The sequence below is a fragment of the uncultured Veillonella sp. genome (assembly GCF_963534045.1).
Classification (GTDB): Bacteria; Bacillota; Negativicutes; order Veillonellales; family Veillonellaceae; genus Veillonella.
In genome coordinates, this window is record NZ_CAUSQT010000013.1 from 1 (window position 1) to 22235 (window position 22235).

At 39.5% G+C, this 22235-nt stretch carries 17 protein-coding genes and 1 pseudogene; 13 read left to right on the top strand and 5 right to left on the bottom strand.

All coding sequences use genetic code 11. The features are described from left to right. Positions 1–143 (top strand): annotated as a pseudogene (locus RYP29_RS03750) (metallophosphoesterase); the annotation flags it as partial. A 1145-nt stretch (positions 144–1288) separates the two neighbouring features. After that, positions 1289–1690, top strand: a complete 402-nt coding sequence (locus RYP29_RS03755) for a hypothetical protein (RefSeq protein ID WP_302411293.1) — start codon at positions 1289–1291, stop codon at positions 1688–1690. A 102-nt stretch (positions 1691–1792) separates the two neighbouring features. On the opposite strand, the gene RYP29_RS03760 is transcribed toward RYP29_RS03755, so the two are convergent. Further along, positions 1793–3148 (bottom strand): lyase family protein, encoded by a 1356-nt coding sequence (locus tag RYP29_RS03760; RefSeq protein ID WP_060807418.1) that lies wholly within the window; start codon positions 3146–3148, stop codon positions 1793–1795. 279 nt (positions 3149–3427) lie between these two features. Here RYP29_RS03760 and RYP29_RS03765 point away from each other — a divergent pair, with 279 nt between their 5' ends. Next, complete coding sequence (locus tag RYP29_RS03765; protein ID WP_311532311.1) at positions 3428–5512, top strand: OPT family oligopeptide transporter; 2085 nt, start codon at positions 3428–3430, stop codon at positions 5510–5512. 10 nt (positions 5513–5522) lie between these two features. Continuing rightward, positions 5523–6350 (top strand): hypothetical protein, encoded by an 828-nt coding sequence (locus RYP29_RS03770; RefSeq protein ID WP_005375770.1) that lies wholly within the window; start codon positions 5523–5525, stop codon positions 6348–6350. 207 nt (positions 6351–6557) lie between these two features. On the opposite strand, the gene RYP29_RS03775 is transcribed toward RYP29_RS03770, so the two are convergent. Together RYP29_RS03775 and RYP29_RS03780 are read right to left on the bottom strand one after the other, a co-directional pair. Continuing rightward, a complete protein-coding gene (locus RYP29_RS03775; RefSeq protein ID WP_311532314.1) occupies positions 6558–7877 on the bottom strand; it encodes an S-layer homology domain-containing protein in 1320 nt (439 codons plus the stop codon). Positions 7878–7981: 104 nt separating this feature from the next. Continuing rightward, complete coding sequence (locus tag RYP29_RS03780) at positions 7982–9607, bottom strand: S-layer homology domain-containing protein (protein WP_311532316.1); 1626 nt, start codon at positions 9605–9607, stop codon at positions 7982–7984. A gap of 500 nt (positions 9608–10107) precedes the next feature. Between RYP29_RS03780 and RYP29_RS03785 the strand changes: the two genes are divergently transcribed. The 6 genes from RYP29_RS03785 to RYP29_RS03810 all read left to right on the top strand — a co-directional run bounded on the left by RYP29_RS03785 (position 10108) and on the right by RYP29_RS03810 (position 17497). Continuing rightward, entirely contained in the window at positions 10108–10845 is a 738-nt protein-coding gene (locus tag RYP29_RS03785) for a (Fe-S)-binding protein (RefSeq protein WP_005375746.1), read from the top strand. A 12-nt stretch (positions 10846–10857) separates the two neighbouring features. After that, positions 10858–12303 carry a LutB/LldF family L-lactate oxidation iron-sulfur protein gene (locus RYP29_RS03790; protein ID WP_311532318.1) on the top strand — a complete coding sequence of 482 codons (1446 nt, stop codon included), beginning with the start codon at positions 10858–10860 and terminating at the stop codon, positions 12301–12303. After that, on the top strand, positions 12303–13031 hold the full coding sequence (locus tag RYP29_RS03795) for a lactate utilization protein C (protein ID WP_156931739.1): 729 nt from the start codon (positions 12303–12305) through the stop codon (positions 13029–13031). Before RYP29_RS03790 ends, RYP29_RS03795 begins: the two co-directional genes overlap by 1 nt. 276 nt (positions 13032–13307) lie before the next feature. Continuing rightward, positions 13308–14699 (top strand): cation:dicarboxylate symporter family transporter, encoded by a 1392-nt coding sequence (locus tag RYP29_RS03800; RefSeq protein ID WP_311532320.1) that lies wholly within the window; start codon positions 13308–13310, stop codon positions 14697–14699. 288 nt (positions 14700–14987) lie between these two features. Then, on the top strand, positions 14988–16541 hold the full coding sequence (locus RYP29_RS03805) for a nitrite/sulfite reductase (protein WP_311532322.1): 1554 nt from the start codon (positions 14988–14990) through the stop codon (positions 16539–16541). Positions 16542–16681: 140 nt separating this feature from the next. Beyond that, a complete protein-coding gene (locus RYP29_RS03810) occupies positions 16682–17497 on the top strand; it encodes a nitroreductase family protein (RefSeq protein ID WP_118354061.1) in 816 nt (271 codons plus the stop codon). Positions 17498–17618: 121 nt separating this feature from the next. On the opposite strand, the gene RYP29_RS03815 is transcribed toward RYP29_RS03810, so the two are convergent. Next, a complete protein-coding gene (locus tag RYP29_RS03815) occupies positions 17619–18437 on the bottom strand; it encodes a MetQ/NlpA family ABC transporter substrate-binding protein (RefSeq protein WP_118354062.1) in 819 nt (272 codons plus the stop codon). Between the two features lie 229 nt (positions 18438–18666). Here RYP29_RS03815 and RYP29_RS03820 point away from each other — a divergent pair, with 229 nt between their 5' ends. From RYP29_RS03820 to RYP29_RS03830, 3 genes are all read left to right on the top strand, one after another. Continuing rightward, positions 18667–19833 carry an iron-containing alcohol dehydrogenase gene (locus RYP29_RS03820; protein WP_314985655.1) on the top strand — a complete coding sequence of 389 codons (1167 nt, stop codon included), beginning with the start codon at positions 18667–18669 and terminating at the stop codon, positions 19831–19833. Positions 19834–19970: 137 nt separating this feature from the next. After that, positions 19971–20687 carry an AzlC family ABC transporter permease gene (locus tag RYP29_RS03825; protein ID WP_311532325.1) on the top strand — a complete coding sequence of 239 codons (717 nt, stop codon included), beginning with the start codon at positions 19971–19973 and terminating at the stop codon, positions 20685–20687. After that, a complete protein-coding gene (locus RYP29_RS03830) occupies positions 20680–21003 on the top strand; it encodes a branched-chain amino acid transporter permease (RefSeq protein WP_105084758.1) in 324 nt (107 codons plus the stop codon). The genes RYP29_RS03825 and RYP29_RS03830 overlap by 8 nt, the downstream gene beginning before the upstream one ends. Positions 21004–21283: 280 nt before the next feature. Here RYP29_RS03830 and RYP29_RS03835 read toward each other — a convergent pair whose 3' ends face one another. After that, positions 21284–22135 (bottom strand): aldo/keto reductase, encoded by an 852-nt coding sequence (locus RYP29_RS03835; RefSeq protein ID WP_311532326.1) that lies wholly within the window; start codon positions 22133–22135, stop codon positions 21284–21286. Between the last annotated feature and the right edge of the window lie 100 nt (positions 22136–22235).

Here is a 22235-nt window from a genome sequence, read left to right on the forward strand (position 1 = left end):
TTGGTACACCATATGTAAAAGGTCGCTATACAGAGAAAAATAGCGTATGTTACGTCAATAACGGATCTGGACACTGGTTCCCTATTCGTATTAACTGTCCGAGAGAAATTACAGTCATTACGTTCTTTGATGGGGTAGCTTAGGTAGTGGCTTTGCTATATTAATAGCTATAATATTTAAGCAATTTTAGATGATTAAAGTTCATAATAAAACGAGGTATTGTATTTGGAATACGATACCTCGTTTTATTATATGAAGTTATATAAGAGTTGTGATATATTAGAAATGAACTTTTAATAATGTTGAGTGCAGAAGCGAGTGTGTTAACAGATGATTCCGTTGTCTATTTATAAAATTGGGGTTCCTGTAGGTTTATTTGCTTATTATATATTTAGGTTGTTCAGGATTTATATTTTAAAAAGTAATATGGAGTTGAAATTTCCAACTCTATATACTCTTTTTTTAGGCTTAGGGATTCCGGCAAGTCTTTTTCTCATAGTGCAAACATTTTTTATTCCTGATTTAGTTGATTACCTTAGTTTACTCTATGTAAATGTAGGTATTTTATTTATTGTTGAAATTATTTCAACATTCAAACTTAAATCCTCAAAAAGCTATTCTAATGCAAAGGTTTTTCGGTATTATTTATATTTCATGACAGCCATATTATTGTGGATGATATTTAATTGAATGATTGACTAGATCGAAGCGTTCGCTATTGTAGATCTATTTTATAGGTGTAGATTAATGTATAGTAAATTTTTTATCTACAGAGTTATTATATGTGCCATTCCAATTATTCTTATTGATATAGCGCTTATTTGCTCAATAATAACTGGTGGATACGAAGGGAATTTAAAAGCAACAATAATAGTGGTAATACTATTCCATATACTTTTATATATACTTGCTCGTAAACAAGTAAAGCTATTAATGCAAGCATTTAAGCAAAATGGATTTAAAGAGATTAATAATCTATTCAATATGAAGTATGTTTTTCTAATCATATTTTTTATGGTATTAATAGCTATAAAACTTATGAGATATTAGAGCTAAAGTTTTAAGGTTGGTGTGAGAATATGTTTTTAAAAATCTATAATTATTTTGTGCGAGGCTTAGTACTTTTTTTACTTATATGTATTCCATATAGTCTTGTCACAAACCCAGAGTTGATTGAAGATGAAGTGGACTTTTATTTCTTTGTTATCGCATATGTCATAATACTTTTGTTCTATGTGGTATGGAACTATATTTATAACTACTTAAGACGTAAAAGAGGTTAGCATTTGTGCATATACATTTACCATTAGTTTTAGAAGCTATCATTTTTTCGTGGATTGCTTTATATTGGCTTATTTATAAAATCTTATTAAGGAAAAAGCTTTCACCATTATTAGTATCTTTAATTGCTAATTCTGATTATGGTTTTATGAAAGTTCTTTCCTGGTCGGCAATTATTACATACCCGGTTATGCTGTTTAGCATGCTTTATTTCTTAGATTACATCGCTGTGCCAATTGTATTGGTGTGGTTCCTGCAACCTGTTTTTGTGTTAGCTGTATTATTAAAACAGCCACTTCATAGTCGCTATTATGAATGGGCTAGAAAAAAACAGATGTATGTAGTTCTTTTTATGTTTGCTTACATAATGTCTGCGCTAATTTTGTTAAAAGTTAATAAGCTAATATAAGATTAAAGATAGAAAGCCCCGATACGAAACCGTATCGGGGCTTTTTCCGTTCATTTGAGGTATGAGAGGATGTTATAGATATGTCAAAGAGATGTGAGAGGTTTATTTCATGCGAACTGCTTCAGCGAATTCGTCTTCGGTCATGAGTTTTTCTTCCAAGATGATTTCTTTGATAGAGCAACCGCGTTTGTATGCTTCTTTTACGACCTTAGCACTCTTATCGTAGCCGATGTATGGTGTTAAGGATGTAGCAATCATAAGGGATTGTTCTACGAAGAATTTAAGTTTTTCAGGTACGAATTCTACGCCGTCGATGCAGTGTGTAGTGAAGGAATTCATCGCATCTGCAAGGAGGCGACAGCTTTCAACAAAATCATAGATCATGATAGGCATGTACACATTCAATTGGAATGCGCCGCTGCCTGCACAAAGCGTCATGGTTGTATTGATACCGAATACTTGGGCACATACCATAGCAAGAGCTTCGCATTGGGTAGGGTTAACCTTACCTGGCATGATGGAGGAGCCCGGTTCGTTTTCAGGAAGATGCCATTCGCCATAGCCACAGCGAGGGCCAGAGCCTAAGAAACGTACGTCGTTAGCGATTTTGAATAGTGTAGTAGCCAATGTGTTAAGTGCACCGTGGGCCATCATGAACGCATCTTTCAAGGATAGGCCTTGGAATTTATTATTCTTAACGCGGAATGGAGCGCCTGTTACCTCTGGCAATACGGTTTCCATAACGTCTAGATATCCCTTAGGTGTGTTCACACCTGTACCAACGGCAGTGCCGCCAAGGGCAACGTCGAGTAGATAATCAGCGTTTTGAAGGAGCATAGTTTTTGCAGTTTTTAGGCCGTCCACAAAGGCGCTAATTTCTTGATCTACCATGATGAAAGTAGCATCTTGTAGGTGAGTACGACCAACCTTTTGCAAGCCTTTACCTTTTTCTTGCAATTTTTCAAAGGATACAATAAGGCCGTCCAATGCAGGAATTACGCGTTTTGTAATTTCAAAGTACCCGCAGATATGCATTGCTGTTGGGAATGTATCATTTGTACTTTGGCCACGGTTTACATCGTCGTTAGGATGAAGTGGATTAGATTCATCTAACTGTTTAGCCCGGTGAGCGATAACTTCGTTCACATTCATGTTTGTTTGTGTGCCAGAACCTGTTTGGAATACGGTCAATGGGAATTCATCATCCCATTTGCCATCTACGATTTCATCTACTACTTGAGCGATGAGTTTCGCTTTTTCCTCAGTTACTGCGCCACATTTTGCATTGGTTAAAGCACATGCTTTTTTGACAAGCGCAAGCGCTTTGATTTGTTCAATAGGGATGCGGTGGTCACCGATCTTAAAGTTATTGAACGAGCGTTGCGTTTGAGGTCCGTAAATTCGTCTAGCGTCGACTTCGACTGGTCCCATTGAATCATATTCAATTCTTGTTTCCATAATGTTTACAACCTCCTTAAAAGACATGCCGACCTTATCGTCGGTTCCTCTCTATTATATACAGAAAAACGGAGAAATATAATAGAAAATGATAATAAATACCAATTAGATATAATGCGTGTATGGCTATTACCTTTATACATATTTGATTTATATCTATAAATTTGTGTATACATAGCACATATATGGTTATATTTATTGTCAACATCGCTTTAACACGATAAAATGAATATAGCTTATAGTTAGTTTTATTTAATTTATAAGAGGAGGTAAGTACTTATGAAACATGATTTTATGAGCCATGACCTTCACTTGCCGGAACTTACGTTGCGTGGGATGTTATTAGGTGCATTGATCACTCTAATATTTACGGCATCTAACGTATACTTAGGTTTGAAGGTCGGTTTGACATTCTCGTCATCCATCCCGGCAGCCATTATCTCAATGGCAATTTTACGTTTCTTCAAGGATTCTAACGTTCTTGAAAACAACATGGTACAAACGCAAGCATCTGCAGCTGGTACCTTATCTGCAATTATTTTTATCTTGCCAGGTCTTTTAATGCTTGGTTATTGGCAAGGGTTCCCATTCTGGCAAACATTCTTGATTTGCGCATGCGGTGGTTCCCTCGGTGTGTTATTCACCATTCCATTGCGCCGTGCCATGGTAGTGAACAGTGACCTACCATATCCAGAAGGCCGTGCAGCAGCCGAAATCTTGAAGGTCGGATCTCATAATGGTGGTGAAGTTGCTAAATCTGGTTCAGGTATGACAGACATCGTTTCCGGTGGTGCTGTAGCTGGTATCATCAGCCTTTGCGCTAACGGCTTCAAAGTTCTTGGAGATAGTATGAGCTTCTGGCTTCCAGTAGGTAGCAAAGGGGTTACTCAAATTCCATTGGGCTTCTCCACAGCGTTGTTAGGTGCTGGTTACCTTATCGGTATCGCATCTGGTATCGCTATCCTCGTTGGTGTTCTCATCGCGTGGGCTGGCTTTGTACCTTACTTGACTAATGTATTTGCTCCAGATGGTGGTGCAACTGCAAAATTTGCTATGGGTATCTGGAAATCTAAAGTTCGCTTTATTGGTGCTGGTGCTATCGGTATCGCAGCGATTTGGACATTGATTACCTTGATTAAACCTATCATCGAAGGTATGAAAATTTCCGTTAAATCCATGAACAGCAGTGCTGCTGAACGCGAAACACATCGCATGGATACAGATATGAGCACAAAATCTGTATTGATCGTATTTGCCATCATCCTTATTGGTTTGGTTGTTACGTTCTGGGATTTCGTATCCGCTGTACCTATCAGTGCAGGCTTGATGTGGACACTCGTTGTAGTAGGTGTTATCGTGGCCTTGTTAATCGGCTTCTTCGTAGCTGCAGCTTGTGGTTACATGGCAGGTCTTATCGGTACATCTGCATCTCCAATCTCCGGTATTGGTATCTTGGCAACTATTATTTCTTCCCTAGTGGTATACTTCATCGCTTCTGAAAATAATTTGTTTGCTACCGAAGCAGGCGTTCAATTCGCTACAGCTATGGCTATCTTCATGACATCCGTAGTTATCGCCATTGCATCTATCTCTAACGATAACTTGCAAGACTTGAAAACTGGTCAACTCGTTGGTGCTACACCTTGGCGTCAACAAATTGCATTGTTACTTGGTTCCGTAGCCGGTGCTATTGCGATTGCTCCAGTTCTTAACTTGTTATACCAAGCATATGGTTTCACAGGTGCGTTGCCTCGTGCTGAAATGGATCCAAATGCAGCATTATCTGCTCCACAAGCAACATTGATGACTACAATCGCTCAAGGTATTTTCAATGCTAGTATGGATTGGAATTACATCTTGATCGGCGTTGGTGTTGGCGTAGTAGCAATCATTGTTAACTTGATTCTTAAGAGCACAACTGCTTCCTTAACATTGCCTCCATTGGCTGTTGGTATGGGTATCTACTTGCCTCCAACATTGGAAGTACCTCTTATTGTCGGTTCTTTCTTGAGCTATTTCGTAGGTCGTTACCTCATCGCTCGTGCTAAAATGCGTGCTGGTGAATTGGCTGAATACGATGTAGAACAATCTAATCGTCGTGGCGTTCTATTTGCGTCTGGCTTGATTGTTGGTGAAAGCTTGATTGGTGTAATTATAGCTGTTATTATTGTATTGTCAGTTACAACTGGTGGTGGTGAATCTCCACTTGAATTAGTTGGTCCTGAATTTGAAAGTACAGCTAGTTGGTTAGGTCTACTTGCTTTCATCTTCGCTGCACTCTATCTAGTTCGTCGTGTTGTAACTCACAAATTTGATAAAGCAGAAGCTCTCGCTATGAAAGCAGAGCAAGAACAAGCAAAGTAAGAGGTTAACCATGAAATTAAAACAGACTGTTCTCATCATGATGGCTGCCGCATTGCCACTCACATCTATGGCAGCCGCTAGTGAAACGATTCCTGTAACAAAGGATACTGGTGCTGTAGTAGCACAAAATAATCGTCACGATGTGACATATCGTCTCTCTAGCACGGCTACGCCAGAGCAAAACAAAAAATTACGTTCCGTAGCGAATAAAACTGATCGTGGTACTATCGAAGTGGTAGCGCCAAATGCAGATCGTTATATGGATCGTAAAGAGGTAGGCGTATCTCCTGTAGATGCGACTACAGATCATTTGAATCTCGTATTCCCAGAGGTTAAATCTGTTAGCCCTATCGTTGAAAAAGCCATTAATACAACGATTAAGAAATACGTGTCCAAGGTTCAAAATGACACTCAAAAATTGAATGAAAAAGAATCCAATAAAACGAATGTCATCATGTACTATGATGTAAAAACGGATAAAAATGGTATCTTTAGCGTTTTGATTCACACCTATACAATGCGTGATGGTGATGCAAATGGTGTAAATTATGTAAAAGGCTTTACATTCAATACTACAACAGGTCGTCAATTATCCTTGTATGACCTTGGTGGTTTGAATAAGAAGGAACTCGTTAATGCTATCAATAATAATCAACAAGTGAAGGATGCAGTTGGTGCGAATGCTACATTCGACAAAATGCCATCTGAATTCTACACAACTGAAGATTATTCGGTAGTGATGATTCTTCAACAAGATGTGGATACAATCCATAGTGCTGGTACCGTGTATGTACCAGTTGGCAATTTGCGCGACCGTCAAAATGATGTGACCAAATAACAAAACTAACTATATGTGTCTGTATTGTTAAACAATGCAAGGTGCGTAGCACCAAAAAGGGTACACAGACTGTTTTATGTGGTATAGAACTTAATACTTACTAGAAAGCCCCTCCGCGATGTGCGGAGGGGCTTTTGTGTGTATTGTTCTATATGAAGAATAGGGGGATAGGACAAAAAAGACAGCCCCGAAGGACTGCCTAATTGATTATTTTGTTGGTTTTAATGGTAATGGGAATTGGATTGTCGTAGTCGGAATTTCCTCAGGCGGTGTTTGAACAATTACCTTCTTACCAAATTTCTTTTTAAATGCCTTTACTGTTCCAGGTTGTACAGAATCAGCCGTAATAACTAATACAGATGCATCATCTGTTGGTAAAATACTAATGATTTTACCTTGAGGTTCTTTATTTTGATAAAGCGCCAATGCATCGGATTGGAGGTCTTCTAATTGGGCTTGTGTCAATTTGCCTTGGCTTACAATTAATGCATTATCGAGTTGCGGATCGTGAGCGTCAGTTAGTGCTGTATGAACTGTATCAAAGTGTTTTTTGTCCACTACAGAAACGTGCAATTTACCTTCCTTCCAGAAGAGAGCACCGTCGTTTCTAAATTGTGTGAAGTCTTGACCATAGTGAAGGGCGTGGCTGATGACAGTGGATGTTTTTCGTTCCACTTGTTGACGGTAGAGCGCATTGTGGAATGCCAATGCTTGTGGTGTTTGAGTCATACGGTAGGAAATTTCAGCCGCCTCTGCACGGGTTACGTATTTTTCTGGGTTAAACATCGTGCCTGGTGCATAGTTGGTAAATCCTAAGTATGCTAATTCACGCACTGCGTCTTGTGCCCAAGAGGCTACGAATTTTTGGTCCCCATACGCTACTTGATCGAGTACAGTAGGGTCATCTGTTGTATAGCCTAGATAATGTAGGTAGTTATCTGCTACCACAGCAAATTCTTGGCGGGACATATATTTTTCAGGTTTATATGTAGTGTCGCCATAGCCAGAGATGATATTTTTGCGCGCTACTGATTCAATAGCGAGGGCAGACCAACGGTCGGATGTAATATCTTTAAAGTGACTAGAGATGAACGCTGCTTGGCCATCATCGGTAATGTTGTTGAATAGGGAGGCCACTTCTTCCCGTGTCATTGGTTGATTAGGACGGAATGTGCCATCCGCATAGCCTTTCATCAATTTAGCCTTTGCTACGGCACTAATTGATTTAGAAGCCCAAAAATCACTTGGTACATCGGAGAAGATGTATGGTCGCACATCCTGGATATCCTTTGGAGACGTAACAACGCCGGAGCGAAGTTGTTGATTAACAACAGTATTAGTAGGTACAGCAGTTTTGTCTTGTGCAGTCGTTGTTGTATCTTGAACTGTTGCCGTTGTTGTTACAGTATGTTGCGCTGGGGTAGCGCTTGGTGTTTGTGCCGGTGTAGCGGCAAATGCCATACCGGATGTAGTAAGTAAAGCGGACAGGATGAGAGCCCGTAATGTGTGTGTTGATACCTGTTGCATACATATCCTTCTTAATCATGTGGTAAATATATCAAAAACAGCGTTGGATAACGCTGTTTTTGAAGTCCCCTTAAGGACTAAAGTATATCGGAGTTTTGTCGCTATTAGCGTTTTACAGTCATTTTAACTTTGGAACCAAATACCTTGGAAATACCTTGTTGTGTTTCTTTGCTTGCAGTGCTAACTACAGCGTATAATTGATTGTTTTCAACGTCTGGGAATACGGCGATAATATTGCCACCTTTTTCGTTTTTGCTGTAGTAGTTACGGAAATTAGATTCGATAACATCGTATTCAGTTTGGCTGTATTGAGATGGTTCAACTACTACATAGTTGTTGATAGTAGCATTGCCTTGGCTTGCCAAATTAGCTTTTACTGTATCCAAATCGGAATTGGATTTCAAAGCCACATGCAATTGATTGTCTCTCCAGTACATAACACCATAGTCTTGGAACGCTTCTGGTGTTTTATATGTTTTGTTGAGTTGAGTGAATACATTGTTTTCCAATGTTTCTTGTTGTTTTTGATCAAGTGGTTTTAATGTGCTGCGACGTACAGGTCGAACGATGCGTGGAGATTGTTCTGCTTTAGACTCAGAAATCTTGTCAGATTTTTTAGCCTTAGCTTCTTTTTCTACCTTTTTCGCATCAGCATCAACTTTTTTAGCATCAGATTTCACAGCAGCATCAGCTTTTTTTGCATCTGCCTTTGCAGCAGTATCTACTTTCTTAGCATCCGCTTTTACGTCTTTAGCGACTTCTTTTTCAACGGTTTTAGTTTTGTTTTCAACCTTTTCAGCGTCTTGCTTTGCATCTTCTTTAATAGCGGTAGCCTTGCTAGTAGTAGGGGCTGTTTCACCGTTTAAGATGCGGTTTAAGATTGTTGCCGCTTGTGCGCGTGTTACAGGTTGTGTTGGGTTGAAAGCAGTTGTTGCACCGGATGCTACATAGCCGCGTTGTGCCATGTATTCGATATCCGCTACATATGCTTTGGAAATGCTAGCACTGTCTTTGAATGTAACCTTTTCGGATTTTACAGGTGCATCAGGTTTTATTTTCTTAACCAAATTAGCTGCGGAAGCAACGAATTCTTCACGGTCCATTGCTTTAGCAGGGGCAAATGTAGATTTTGTTGTACCTTCCATAACGCCAGCAGCACCAACTAATTTAATTGCTGTATTGGACCAACGATCACTTTCAACATCAGAATAGGAAACGCCATTTTCTTTTGTTACTAAGTCAGCAAGTTCTTGCTCGTTCATATTGTGTTGCAACACTTTGCCGTAAATGGCTGCTGCTTGTTCACGAGTAATGCTTTTACCAGGGCGGAATGTGTTATCTGCATAGCCGGATAAGTAGCCAGCCTCTGTCATTGCTTGGATAGCATCGCGAGCCCAGTTATCTTTTGTATCTGGGTATACGCCAGCTGGCAATGTTTCTTTAGCCTTTGCAGGAGCCTCAGATTTTTGTGTTGCTTTGGCAGTTGTTGTAGTTTTATCTGTAGTTGTAGTAGATTTAGCTGTTGCTACTGGTGTAGTTTTCGCAGCAGTTGTTTTTGCATGTGTTGTCTTAGCAGTTGTTTTTGCAGCAGTTGTAGTATGTGTAGATGCTTTTGCATTCGTTACAACTGGTGCTTTCGTAGTTGTTGTAGTTTCTGCATGAGCCATGCCGAATGTAGATCCTAGCGCCAATGTAATCGCTAGAGATAAGGACAATTTATTGAGTTTCATGAGAAAGCTCCTTTCAAATTACGTTTATATACATAAATTATAGCACTTTTATGAAATAACCACTACTATAAGAAAATGTAATATATAAGGATAAAAATTAGATGAATAATGGTGAAAGTTACACTTTCATTATAGCAAATGAGAATGGTGCAATTTTGGGACTAAAAAATATCTACTTGATAAACATTTGCAAATAAAGAAAACACGGGAGTTATAGAAAAAATTTATAAAGCAGTACGTGAGTGTGATAAAAATCAATTTTGATTATTACTTTTAGTCATAAGGATATGATTTATGCAACCCTAAATACGAATATAGCAATTGCTTGGACATTTATGGTGCCCTTATTTATAATTATATCGAAATGTTCTTTAAATATAACACTTTAAAGATCGTCAATTTATTGTATAGGCTGATAATTTGTGGAATTTTATCGACCTAAATGAATACATATCAAAAATTTTTTTGAGTTAAGTACTAGAAAAGTTGAGGACGAAAATATGAAAATTCATCTTTTCCAACAGTGTTTGATTGATATGTTCTACCCTCATGTTGGCATGGCTGGCGTAGAAGTACTTGAGAGACTAGGTTGCGACCTTGTAGTGCCTAAGAAACAAGTATGCTGTGGACAAATGTTCACAAACTCCGGTTACAATGATGCGGCTATGGATGCTATTAAGAATACAATCGAATGCTTCGAAAACGCTGACTATGTAGTCAGCATGTCTGGCTCCTGTGCCTTTGCTATTCGCGATGAATACCAACACTTCTTGGAAGGTCAACCTGAATGGCAACAACGGGCAGAAAAATTGAGCGGAAAAATTTATGAATTCACTGAATTCATTACCGATGTATTGGGTGTAGAAGATGTTGGTGCACGCTTTGACGAAACTGTTACATACCATACATCTTGCCACGTAACTCGCTTGATGGGTGTAAAAGAACCACCTTTCAAACTCCTTCGCAATGTAAAAGACCTTAAGTTGATCGAATTACCTCGTGCAGACCGTTGCTGCGGTTTCGGCGGTACATTCTCCGTTAAAAACCCAGAAATCAGCGAAGTAATGACACGCGAAAAAGCTTTGGAAATCGCTAGCACTGGTGCTAACGTAATTTCCGGTTCCGACCAAGCTTGCTTGATGAATATTGCAGGTATGCTTGACCGTCTTCATAAAGATGGTGAAATCGATCGCCGTATCAAAGTAATGCATATTGCTGAAATCTTAAACTGCCGCTAAGGAGGAGACGACATGGCACTTATATATGACAATCGCCCCTATAAAACACGTATAAAAGAATGTTTGGCTGATGATTTCAAAGTTGCAGCTATCAAAAAAGCACAAGACGTGTTTTATGATAAACGTAATACAGTAGTTGCGGACGTTCCTGAATGGTTAGATTTCCGCGCAGAAGCAGCTAAACTTCGTGATCACGTTCTTAACAATTTGGATTACTATGTAAACCAATTCGCTGAAAACGCTGAAAAAGCTGGTTCTAAAGTTCACTTTGCATTCGATGATAAAGAAGCGACTCAAATCGCTTTGGATATCCTTCGTGAACGCGAAGCCAAAATGATCGTTAAATCCAAAACTATCTTAACTGAAGAAATTGGTTTGAACGAAGTTCTTGAAGAAGCTGGTATCGAAGTAAACGAAACTGACTTGGCGGAATTCATTTTGCAAACAGCAGTGAGCCCACCATCTCACATCGTAGTACCAGGCCTTCACTTTGAACGTAATAAAATCCGCGAAATTTTCGCTGAAAAATTAGGTTATACAGGTACTGAAAACCCTACTGAAATGACTCACTTCGTACGTGGTTATGTACGTGAACGTTTCTTGAAAGCTGACGTAGGTGTTAATGGTTGTAACTTTGCGGTTGCTGCATCCGGTACTTGTACTATCGTTTCCAACGAAGGTAACGGTCGTATGTCTAGTTCCATTCCTAAGACTCAAGTAATCTTCTTGGGTACAGAACGTATTGTTCCTGACTTCAAAGCTCTTGACGTAATGATGGAAATGTTGAACCGCTCTGCAGTAGGTGCTAAAATTTCCAACTACTTCTCCATGATGACTGGCCCTGCTCGCGCTGGTGAAGCTGATGGTCCTGAAGAAACTCACATCATCATCATCGACAACGGTCGTTCCGGTATCTTGGGTGGTACATTCCAAGAAATGTTTCGTTGTATCCGTTGTGGTGCATGTATGAATATCTGCCCTGTATACCGTCACGTCTCTGGTCACGGTTATGGCTCCGTATATCCAGGTCCAATGGGTGCTGTATTGACTCCATTGTTCAAAGGTTACGACGTAGCAGGTGATCTTCCATATGCTTCCACATTGTGCGGTGCATGTACAGAAAACTGTCCAGTAGCTATTCCATTGCATGAATTATTGATGGAACACCGTCATATTATGGCTGACATCGAAAAAACTCGTCCGAAAGCAGAAGAAGCAATCTTCACTGCAGCGGCTAAGATGTTTGGTAACTCTACATTATTCGACCTTGGTACAAAAGCTGGCGCTATTGGCATGAACTTGATTAGTAACAAAGAAGGCAATATGCCTACATGGACTCAAGCTATTCCAGTTATGAACGGCTGGACTAAATCTAAAGAAATGGGTACATTGAAGTTCAAGAAATTCCGTGACTTATATGCTGAACATGAAAAGAACAAGAAGAAGGAGAAAAAATAATGGATGAAGCTAAACGTAAACAATTTATTGCACGTTTATCTCGTGCATTAGGCCGTGATCAAGAAATGTGCCCTGCTTATGTAGAGGATTTTGATTACAGCCATGGTCCTCAAGAAACTATGTTCAAAGATTTGAATCAAGATCAAATTTTGACAATGTTTAAGGAACAATGTCAACGTGTTGGTACAAAATTCGTTGAAACTACACCTGATAAATTAGGTGAAACAATTTTGGCAGCTATCGAAGACTGGGGCAATGGTAAGATTGTATTCCCAAGCACTTCTGAAGTAGACGAATATAAATTAAAAGAATTATTCGAACAAGATGCAGCTAATAATGGCGGCACTCGTACATACTTCCAATGGGATCCAGCTAAAGGCCGTGAAGAATGTATCTCCAACACTGCCAATGCAGATATCGGTATTACATTCCCATACTGCGGTATTGCTGAAACAGCTACTGTAGTACAAGCATCTGGTGAAGAATCTGGCCGTGCTATCAGCTTGTTGCCTACAACACATATTGCTGTATTGTACACTGATACAATCAATCCACGTATGACTCAAACAATGGAACATTTGTCTGAACGTTATCATAACGATCCATCCAAATTCCCTACAAATATCTGCTTGATTTCTGGTCCATCCCGTACAGCTGATATTGAGTTGGTTACTGTAGATGGTGCTCATGGTCCTATCCAAGTAACTTACGTTTTGGTTAAGCGCTAATACATTAACTACGTATAGCTATAACTGAATCACTTTAAAGGTGATCTTCCTTAGGAAGGTCACCTTTTTTATATGTGTTGATTTCTATTATGGTGTAGAGCTCTCTTAGAACTGTATAGGCTCCTGTAGAGCGATGGAAATTAACATGTTTATGGAGCTTGCGGATTCTGCATAGATAAACTCATAAAATTCGTATTGTTTTACTTGTAAAATTTTCGATATATGCTATACTTAGTTCATAACCCATTATTATGATATGAATTAAAGAGGTGTATTATGAATATTCCATTCTTTACAGATTACCTCATGTTAAGCAATCCACTAAGTATTGGTATTATCGCAGTGTTTGTACTTGCCTTAATCGGTATTTATGTGTTGCAACGCAAGGGCACATCCTTTGGTAATCTTGTTATTATTGGCACTATTGTTGGTGCCGTATTAGGCATAGCAATTCAAGTTATTGCTGGTTTTCCTGATGATCCGTCTAAGGTGGTCTACATCAAGGAAAGTACGAAGTGGTTCTCCCTTGTGGGTGGTGGGTTCATCGACTTAATCCGCATGCTTGTTATTCCTATCGTATTTATCTCCATTGTCCATGTTATTTTACACATGGAGGCAGGGGCTAATCTTAAGAAGTTAGTAGTTGCCATGGTGTCTACTAACCTCGGCATGGTGGCTGTAGCCGCTATCGTAGGCCTTATTCTCGGTAATGCTTTTGGATTAGGTCAAGGTTTTGATATCGTTGAGTCCGGTAAAAAAATCCGTGAAATTAAACCGATGGTGGATACATTCCGCGCTTTGATTCCTAGCAATCCTATTCAAGCTGCTGCAGAAACAAATGTTATTGGCATCGTAGTATTTGCCATTATCTTGGGCAGCGTAGCCCGTCTCTTAAAACAAACGGGCACTAATAACATGGAAATCTTTACAAAGTTATTTGATGAGCTTCATCAATTGATTTCCTGGGTTGCCGATTTCATTATTGGCCTTATGCCATACGGCGTAGTTGCTTTATTGGCATCTACATTGGCGACACGTGGCTTGCAAGCTATCCTCGATATGGGACTTTTCGTAGTATTGCTTTACGTAGGTCTTTTGATTATGTTCGTCGTTCAAGCTATCTTAATTGCTAGCTTTGGTTACAACCCGATTACATACTTTAAAAAAGCGAAGGCTCCATTGTTGTTGGCCTTCACATCCCGTTCCTCTATGGGCGTATTGCCATTGACTGTTGAAACATTGACAAAACGTCTTGGCGTAAATGCTACAACTGCTAATACAGTAGCATCCTTTGGTACTACTGCAGGCATGCAAGGTTGTGCCGGCGTATTCCCCGCTCTTGTGGTAGTTTACATTTCTAATGTAGCGGGTATTCCATTTGACTTGACAATGTACATCATGAGCGTTATCGTTATCGCTGTTGGTTCCGTTGGTATTGCAGGCGTTCCTGGTACGGCTACAATGGCTGCATCCGTATCCCTTAGTGGTACTGGTCTTGGTGCATACTTTACATCCATCAGCCCGATCCTTGCTATCGATCCATTAATCGACATGGGACGTACATGCTTGAACGTATCCGGTTCCTTAACAAATGCACTTGTGGTAGATAAAATTATGGGTACCATTGATAAAGATGCGTATAACAATCCTACACAAGGTGAGGAATAATAGTTAAATAATCATATTGATTGTGAAAGCAGCAGACATTAAGTCTGCTGCTTTTTGTGTAGTTGGACTATGTGTTGTAGTAGAATGCATAGATTGTAATGCAATTGAATTTATACCCTTCTTCGGTGCAATCGAAAATAATTATTATTACATTTTGTAATATCATAATACAAATATTTATATATATAATTGTGACTATGGATACGTTTTCAAGTATTACATAAGCGTATAATGTACATATAAAAGTTTCTATATATGCTTAATAAATATAAGCCAAGAGGTAGTACTATGATTACAGAAGAAGTAAAAGAACGTTTAATTGCAGATTATCCAAAGTTTGAAGATATGACACGCAAGTTTTATAAGAAAGAGATATCTATTGCGGACTATAAGGGCCAGTCCGGCGCATATGGTAGCTACGCCGAACGTGGTGCGGCTACGGGCATGAGCCGTTGGCGTTTTAATTGTGGTCGCATCAAACAAGAACAAATTCGGTTCTTAGCAGATACTATCCGCAAGTACAATCTTACACATATTCATTTCACAACCGGTCAATGCTTACAAATGCATGGACTCGATGGGGAAACTATTTTACAGCTCTTCAAGGAATGTTATGAACATGGCATTTATAATCGCGGTGCAGGTGGCGATAATCCAAATGTAGTAGCCAGTATCTTACGCGGCATTGATCCTCGCGAGACCTTTGACATTTCACCATATGCGGCAGCCATTAGCGAATTTCTTATGGAGCAAATGTTTTATATCAAGATTCCCCGTAAATTTAAGATGGGTATCGATAATGGATTTGATAGCACACCACATGCTACCTTTAAGGATCTGGGATTCAATTTAACAAAACATCATACCTTTGATGTATATGCGTGTGGTGGTATTGGTCCTAATCCTCGCATCGGTATTCCCGTAGCTCGTGATGTGCAACCTGAGGATGTTTTGTATCATGTGAAAGCTATGCTCATGGTATTTGCAAACCATGGTAACTTTAAAAATCGCGGCAAAGCACGTACCCGTTATATGCCTGCAGAAATGGGGGGCGCGGAAGCTTTCATCAAAACCTATGAAGAAACATTGGCAATGGTGAAAGAGGTTGAAAAATTGACCATTAATCCTGCTGATTATGCTTATGAAATTACGAAGACGGGCAAGCGCGATGATTCGGTAGAAAATCATCGTATTCATCGTCAAAAACAAGAAGGTCTGTACTTTGTAGAATACCACCCAGTTGGTGGCGATGCGAACGTTGAACATATATTGGCGGCCCTTGATTATGCGGTTACACTAGACCAAGTGGAGGCTCGTATTGCACCGGATGAAGCCTTGTTTTTCATCAATTTGACAGCTGATGAAGCTAGAAAAATTGCGGAATTAACAGATGATAGCGCACGCGATGATTTTCGTCGTTCTGTATCCTGTGTGGGCTCTACAGTCTGCCAAATCGGTATGCAAGATTCTAATGGCTTGCTAAAGGCTATCTTTGATCATCTTGAAGAAAAAGGTATCGATACGAAAAAATTACCGAGAGTACATATTTCTGGCTGTCCACATTCTTGTGGGACTCATCAAATTGGGGAAATCGGCTTTCACGGCGCTGTAAAACTCGTAGATAAGAAACCACAACCTGCTTTCATTATCGTAGATGGCGGTTCAGAACATATGGGCTCTGAAAGCTTTGGTAAAATGGCTGGGAATATTGTCGCTGCAGATATTCCCGCGTTTATGGCGGCATTAGCCAATATTCTTAATGAGGCACCAGAAGCGGATTTTGGTTCTTGGCGATTGACTCATAAGGCCCAATATATGGACTTAATTAAATCCTTCGAATAGAAATGATATGACTAGATAACACATATGTTTATGCGTAAAGATTAACTCATTAACATATGTGTTATATTTTTTTGTTATCCTACGAATTGATTTTATATGGTATAATAGGCTTTATAGTATGTGTTTGGAGGTTTATTACTATGTTATTTACCGTGAATACAGAAGTCTGTACTCGTTGTGGTCTATGCGTAGCCGATTGTCCAACAGGCCTTCTTGTTATGACTGATGATGGTCCTAAAACAGGTAAGGGTGGTTGTATTTCCTGTGGTCATTGTGTTGCAGTATGCCCTACGCTTGCTCTAGATAGCGACCTAACACCGCGTGCTGAACAAGTGGATATTACAAAAGAAACTAAATTTACACCGGAACAAGCAGAGCTATTTTTACGCAGCCGTCGTTCCATTCGTAATTATCAAAATAAACCAGTTCCTGCTGAATTGATTCGCAAGGTATTGAATGTGGCTCGTATGGCGCCAACTGCGACAAATACGCAAGGAATTTCATATATCGTAATTCGTGATAAACAAAAATTACGCCGCATTGCAGATCTCGTTCTTGAGTGGATGCATTTAGCGGCAAAAACTGTGCCCATTATGCGTCTTTATGCTCGTGCAGCACAAGCTGAAGTGGATAAGGGTAAGGAATACATCTTGCGCGATGCGCCTGCGTTAGTAGTGGCTATCGGATCTAAAAAGGATATTCATCGTACTCACGATAGTGGTCATTCTTGCTTGTCTTATGCAGAGTTGTATGCACCAACATTAGGATTAGGTACTTGTTGGGCAGGCTTCTTTGAACATGCTGGGGAAGCAGAATATGAACCATTATTGGACCTATTAGGTGTACCTGAGGATAAAATCATTGCAGGTGGTATCTTAATGGGCTATCCAAAGGTTCGTTACCGCAATATTGTGGAACGCCAACCATTGGACGTTACATTCGACACTGAAGAATAAACGTGATTGATACTAAAGAATAAAATAAAAGCGATACTCTAACATTGATTAGGGTATCGCTTTTTGGCATTATAAATAAAAGAACCGGCCTCTAATTTGATAGAGGTCGGTTCTTGTTTATCTAGTTTGCAGAGGTAATGCTACCTTTGAAAGTATCGTTGATGAATTGTTTGATTGCATCAGATTTGTAGATATCTGCAATTTTTTTGTAAGTTTCGTTGTCTTTATCTTGGTCGCGTACAGCAAGGATCATAACAGCCAATGGTTCGTCTTTAGGTTCTAAGAAGAAACCTTGTTTTTCAACGTTAAGGCCCGCGCTTTGAACATAGTTCATAGGAATAGCAGCTACTACTACATCATCAAGGCTACGAGGCAATTGAGCTGCTTCGAGTTCTTGGATTTGAAGGTTTTTAGGATTAGATGTAATATCTGCTACTGTTGCTTTAAAGCCAACGCCGTCTTTCAATGTAATGAGACCCGCTTTAGCAAGTAATGCAAGACCACGACCACCGTTTGTTGGATCGTTAGGAATAGCTACGATAGCGCCATTTGGTACATCTTGTGCACTATGTACAGAGTTACTATACAATCCCATAGGCATTAAAATCGTTTTGCCAATAGCTACAAGGTCGGAACCATTTTGTTTGTTAAAGTTTTCCATAAATGGAACGTGTTGGTATGCGTTGAGTTGGATATCTCCATCAGCCAATGCTTTGTCTGGTGTTACATAATCGGAGAATTCCACAACCTTAAGGTTAATACCTTGCTTTTGAGCCTCTTTCGCAACTGCTTCTGCTACTTGAGCATGAGGGCCTGCAGTAGCACCAATTTTAATTTCCTTTGGTGTCTGACTAGATTGATTTGTATTTGTGCCACAGCCTGCGATGGCGAATGCTAAAACGCCAACGAGAAGAGGGGCAATAAATTTTTTTAATTTCATGTGAACATCCCTTTCTATATACATATAATGAATATATCCTATCACGTGAATGGGGTTTTGTATATAGAGCAAAATATACTGGTTATCTATAGATTAAAACTATGGCTTTCAAATAGTTGTAAAAATGGGTTATTAATATATATCTAAAAAAATCGAAATATGATATAATACATATAAGTTTTATACAATTAAAGTGGTGGAATAGAAATATAATACTTAGGAGGTCTTTATGTTTAACTTTGATTTTTATAACCCTACACATATCGTATTTGGTAAAGACCGTTTAGATGAATTAGATGCATTGGTTCCAAAGGATGCAAAGGTGCTTATTACCTATGGTGGTGGCTCTGCAGTGCGCAGTGGTCTTATTGACCGCATTGTAAAGGCACTTGGTAATCGTAAGGTAGAACAATTCGGTGGTATTGAGCCAAACCCATCTCTTGAGACCTGTGAACGTGCGGTAGCTTTTATTAAAGAACATGGCGTAGATTTCGTCCTCGCTGTAGGCGGCGGTTCTGTAGTTGATGCCACAAAACTTATCGTTATGGGCGCTACTTATGATGGCCCTGTAATTGAGGTTATGAAAGCAGGTGTACCAGAGGTTCCGGTGGAAATGGTACCAAATCCATTACCATTTGGTACAGTTATGACATTACCTGCCACTGGTTCTGAAATGAACAATGGTGCTGTTATTACCTATGGTGATGGTAAATACCCTGTATTCAGTAGCTTAGTATTCCCTAAGTTCTCCATGCTCGATCCTACGTTGACTTTCACATTGCCTGAAAAACAAGTCAAGAACGGCGTCATCGATACTTTCGTACATACGACAGAGCAATATTTAACATACCCGGTGGCAGGCCGTATTCAAGATCGTTTCAGCGAAGGCATTTTGAAAACTATGATTGAAATCGGCAAAGAAACGGTAGAAAATCCAGAAAACTACGACATTCGTGCTAACCACGTGTGGGCCTCTACCTTAGCATTAAATGGTCTAATCGGTGCCGGTGTACCACAAGACTGGGCCACACATCTTATCGGTCATGAATTGACTGCTGCATATCATCTTGACCATGGGATTACATTAGCTATCGTATTGCCTGCAATATTAGAAGTGAAAAAAGCAGACAAGCTTGAAAAATTGGCACAATATGCTACACGTGTATGGCATATTACAGAAGGTACAACAGAAGAAAAAGCAGATAAGGCTATCGCTAAAACACGTGAATTCTTCGAGTCCCTTGGCGTATCTACGCATTTGAAAGATTATGGTCTTGGTGAAGAAGCAATTGATAAAATTGTGAAACAATTGGAAGACCATGGCATGACAGAACTTGGTGAAAAAGGTGATATAACACCAAAAGTGGCTCGCGAAATTTTAACGCGTGCCTTATAATTAGTAGAATAGTGTATATATTAGAAAAGACACCTGGTAGGTGTCTTTTCTTTGTACATTGTATGGAGAATATAATGGCATTATATACATTTTATGAATATCATAATCTAGTGTAAATGAAAGAAGGCGATATATTAATGGAACAATTACATAAAGGGCGTCAAGCTTTTAGTTATGCTTTTCCTATTATGGTTCCTATGGGCATAAGCTTCTTTTTCATAGGCTTAGGATTTGGTTTATATGCTACGAGCCAAGGGTTCCCTTGGTGGATACCACCTGTTTTGGCAGCAACTATTTTTGCAGGATCTATGGAGTTTGTAACGATAGGTATGTTGATGGCTGGATTTGATCCTATTAATGCCTTTGTTTTAACCATGTTCGTTAATGGTCGTCATTTTTTCTACGGTTTATCTGCGCTACAACGATATGTTCATATGGGGTGGAAGTGGTTTCCTACCGTTGCTTGGATGTGTGATGAAAGCTTTGCTATCAACATGTCTACTAGATTACCGGATGATGTGGATAAAAAATGGTTTTACTTCCACGTGTCTTGGCTTAACTATGTATTCTGGGTATTTAGTACCTTTGTAGGTGGTCTATTTGGTAATCTATTGACTACTGTAGATTTACGAGGCATTGATTTCGTGTTACAAGGGTTATTTATTGTGGTATTTCTTGAAATGCTACTTAATGCAAAGAATAATAAGATTCGAGCCTTTGGTGTAGCTGGTGCAGCTATGGCGGTAGCCATGCTCTTATTGGTGGGGAAATCTCTCTTTATGCTTCTATCTATGAGCTGTATGCTGGTAGTTTGCTATATTGCGTACAAATGGGGAGGTGTGCGCCTTGACTAATATAGAAATGGTAATGACCGTTGCTATCGTAGTAGCAGGTACATTATTGACTCGCTTTGGAGCGTTCCTCATATTCCCACCTGGAAAAAAAGCGCCAGATTTTGTACTCTTTTTAGGCAAAGCATTACCCGCTGCCGTTATGGGTATGCTCGTCGTATATACCTTTAAGGAAACCGTCGTCTTAGCATATCCATATGGTATCCCTGAATTGATAGCATTACTGGTTACAGTAGGATTACATCTATGGAAACGGAACATGCTCGTATCCATTGCCGTAGGTACTATAGTGTATATGCTTATCGTACAAAATATTTAATATTACTCCCGAATCAAAGAGCGTTTTTGGAAAAGAGGATAGACTGATTACTGGATTTGAGCGGATTTTAATTTATAAAATTAGTTAGAGTAAACATGAATCCTCGCATTCTTATTGTGCTGAGAGTATTATGTTAATGAAATATCCCCTTCGTCAAACGACTTTGGCCCTGCGAAGCCCGCAGGGCGAAGTCAGACCCGGCCGGTGGAGGCTTGACGAAGGGGATATTTCATTTATGTATGTTGCTAGAGATAAGAATGCGAGGATTCATAAACTATAACTATTTTAGTTGTAAAATCCGCTCAAGCCCCGCAGCAGTATGATGATTTTCCAAAAACGCTCTTTGATCAAGTAGCTCCATGAGATCCATATCTGTAATGGATAATTTGAAGTCAAAGACGTCAAAGTTAGACTTCATATGCTCTAAGCTTGTTGCTTTTGGCAATGGAATGATGCCTCGTTGGATATGCCAACGCATGATGATTTGATGCTTCGTTTTTCCATATTTTTCAGCCAAGCTTTTGATGATAGGGTGGTCAAATATAGGTTGACGATCGCGTGTGAATGGGGACCATGCCATGCCTACTACTTGATGTTTTCTCATCAATTGAATAAGGGATTGACGTTGGTTGAATGGGTGGCATTCGATTTGGTTGACTACAGGCTTTACATTGCAGTGGTACAGCAAGTCGATTAAGCGGTCTTCGTAGAAATTAGACAGACCCAAACCGCGCAGCACGTTTTGGTCGTATAATTCCTCCATGGCGCGCCAGGAGCCGTAGTAATCACCTATTGGTTGGTGAATAAGCATGATATCTATATAATTAGTATTTAACTTCTTTAGAGAACTTTCAACAGCACGCATCGTAGCATCGTAACCGGCATTGGTATGCCAAATTTTAGTGGTTACAATGATGTCGGACCGATTAATACCAGATGCACTCATGCCCTTGCCGACGGCTTCTTCGTTATCATAATAAGCTGCCGTATCGAGTAAACGGTATCCAGCCTGTAAGGCATTCGTTACAGCTTGCTCCGTTTCCTCCGACGTTCCTGTTTTGTAGGTGCCAAATCCGATAGATGGCACAAAGCTACCATTATTTAAAATTCTAAAATCCATACGTTCTTCCATGAGAAACCTCCATATGTATACTTGTTTAGGAATATTATATCAGATATTATTTCTGCCTAGTAATATCTAATCATATAGGGAATTAGCTTTCATACAATTC

Excerpts from the sequence above, each read along its gene's own strand:
- RYP29_RS03760 (WP_060807418.1), bottom strand. The coding sequence starts at position 3,148 with ATGGAAACAAGAATTGAATATGATTCAATGGGACCAGTCGAAGTCGAC.
- RYP29_RS03765 (WP_311532311.1), top strand. The coding sequence starts at position 3,428 with ATGAAACATGATTTTATGAGCCATGACCTTCACTTGCCGGAACTTACG.
- RYP29_RS03770 (WP_005375770.1), top strand. The coding sequence starts at position 5,523 with ATGAAATTAAAACAGACTGTTCTCATCATGATGGCTGCCGCATTGCCA.
- RYP29_RS03775 (WP_311532314.1), bottom strand. The coding sequence starts at position 7,877 with ATGCAACAGGTATCAACACACACATTACGGGCTCTCATCCTGTCCGCT.
- RYP29_RS03780 (WP_311532316.1), bottom strand. The coding sequence starts at position 9,607 with ATGAAACTCAATAAATTGTCCTTATCTCTAGCGATTACATTGGCGCTA.
- RYP29_RS03785 (WP_005375746.1), top strand. The coding sequence starts at position 10,108 with ATGAAAATTCATCTTTTCCAACAGTGTTTGATTGATATGTTCTACCCT.
- RYP29_RS03790 (WP_311532318.1), top strand. The coding sequence starts at position 10,858 with ATGGCACTTATATATGACAATCGCCCCTATAAAACACGTATAAAAGAA.
- RYP29_RS03795 (WP_156931739.1), top strand. The coding sequence starts at position 12,303 with ATGGATGAAGCTAAACGTAAACAATTTATTGCACGTTTATCTCGTGCA.
- RYP29_RS03800 (WP_311532320.1), top strand. The coding sequence starts at position 13,308 with ATGAATATTCCATTCTTTACAGATTACCTCATGTTAAGCAATCCACTA.
- RYP29_RS03805 (WP_311532322.1), top strand. The coding sequence starts at position 14,988 with ATGATTACAGAAGAAGTAAAAGAACGTTTAATTGCAGATTATCCAAAG.
- RYP29_RS03810 (WP_118354061.1), top strand. The coding sequence starts at position 16,682 with ATGTTATTTACCGTGAATACAGAAGTCTGTACTCGTTGTGGTCTATGC.
- RYP29_RS03815 (WP_118354062.1), bottom strand. The coding sequence starts at position 18,437 with ATGAAATTAAAAAAATTTATTGCCCCTCTTCTCGTTGGCGTTTTAGCA.
- RYP29_RS03820 (WP_314985655.1), top strand. The coding sequence starts at position 18,667 with ATGTTTAACTTTGATTTTTATAACCCTACACATATCGTATTTGGTAAA.
- RYP29_RS03825 (WP_311532325.1), top strand. The coding sequence starts at position 19,971 with ATGGAACAATTACATAAAGGGCGTCAAGCTTTTAGTTATGCTTTTCCT.
- RYP29_RS03835 (WP_311532326.1), bottom strand. The coding sequence starts at position 22,135 with ATGGAAGAACGTATGGATTTTAGAATTTTAAATAATGGTAGCTTTGTG.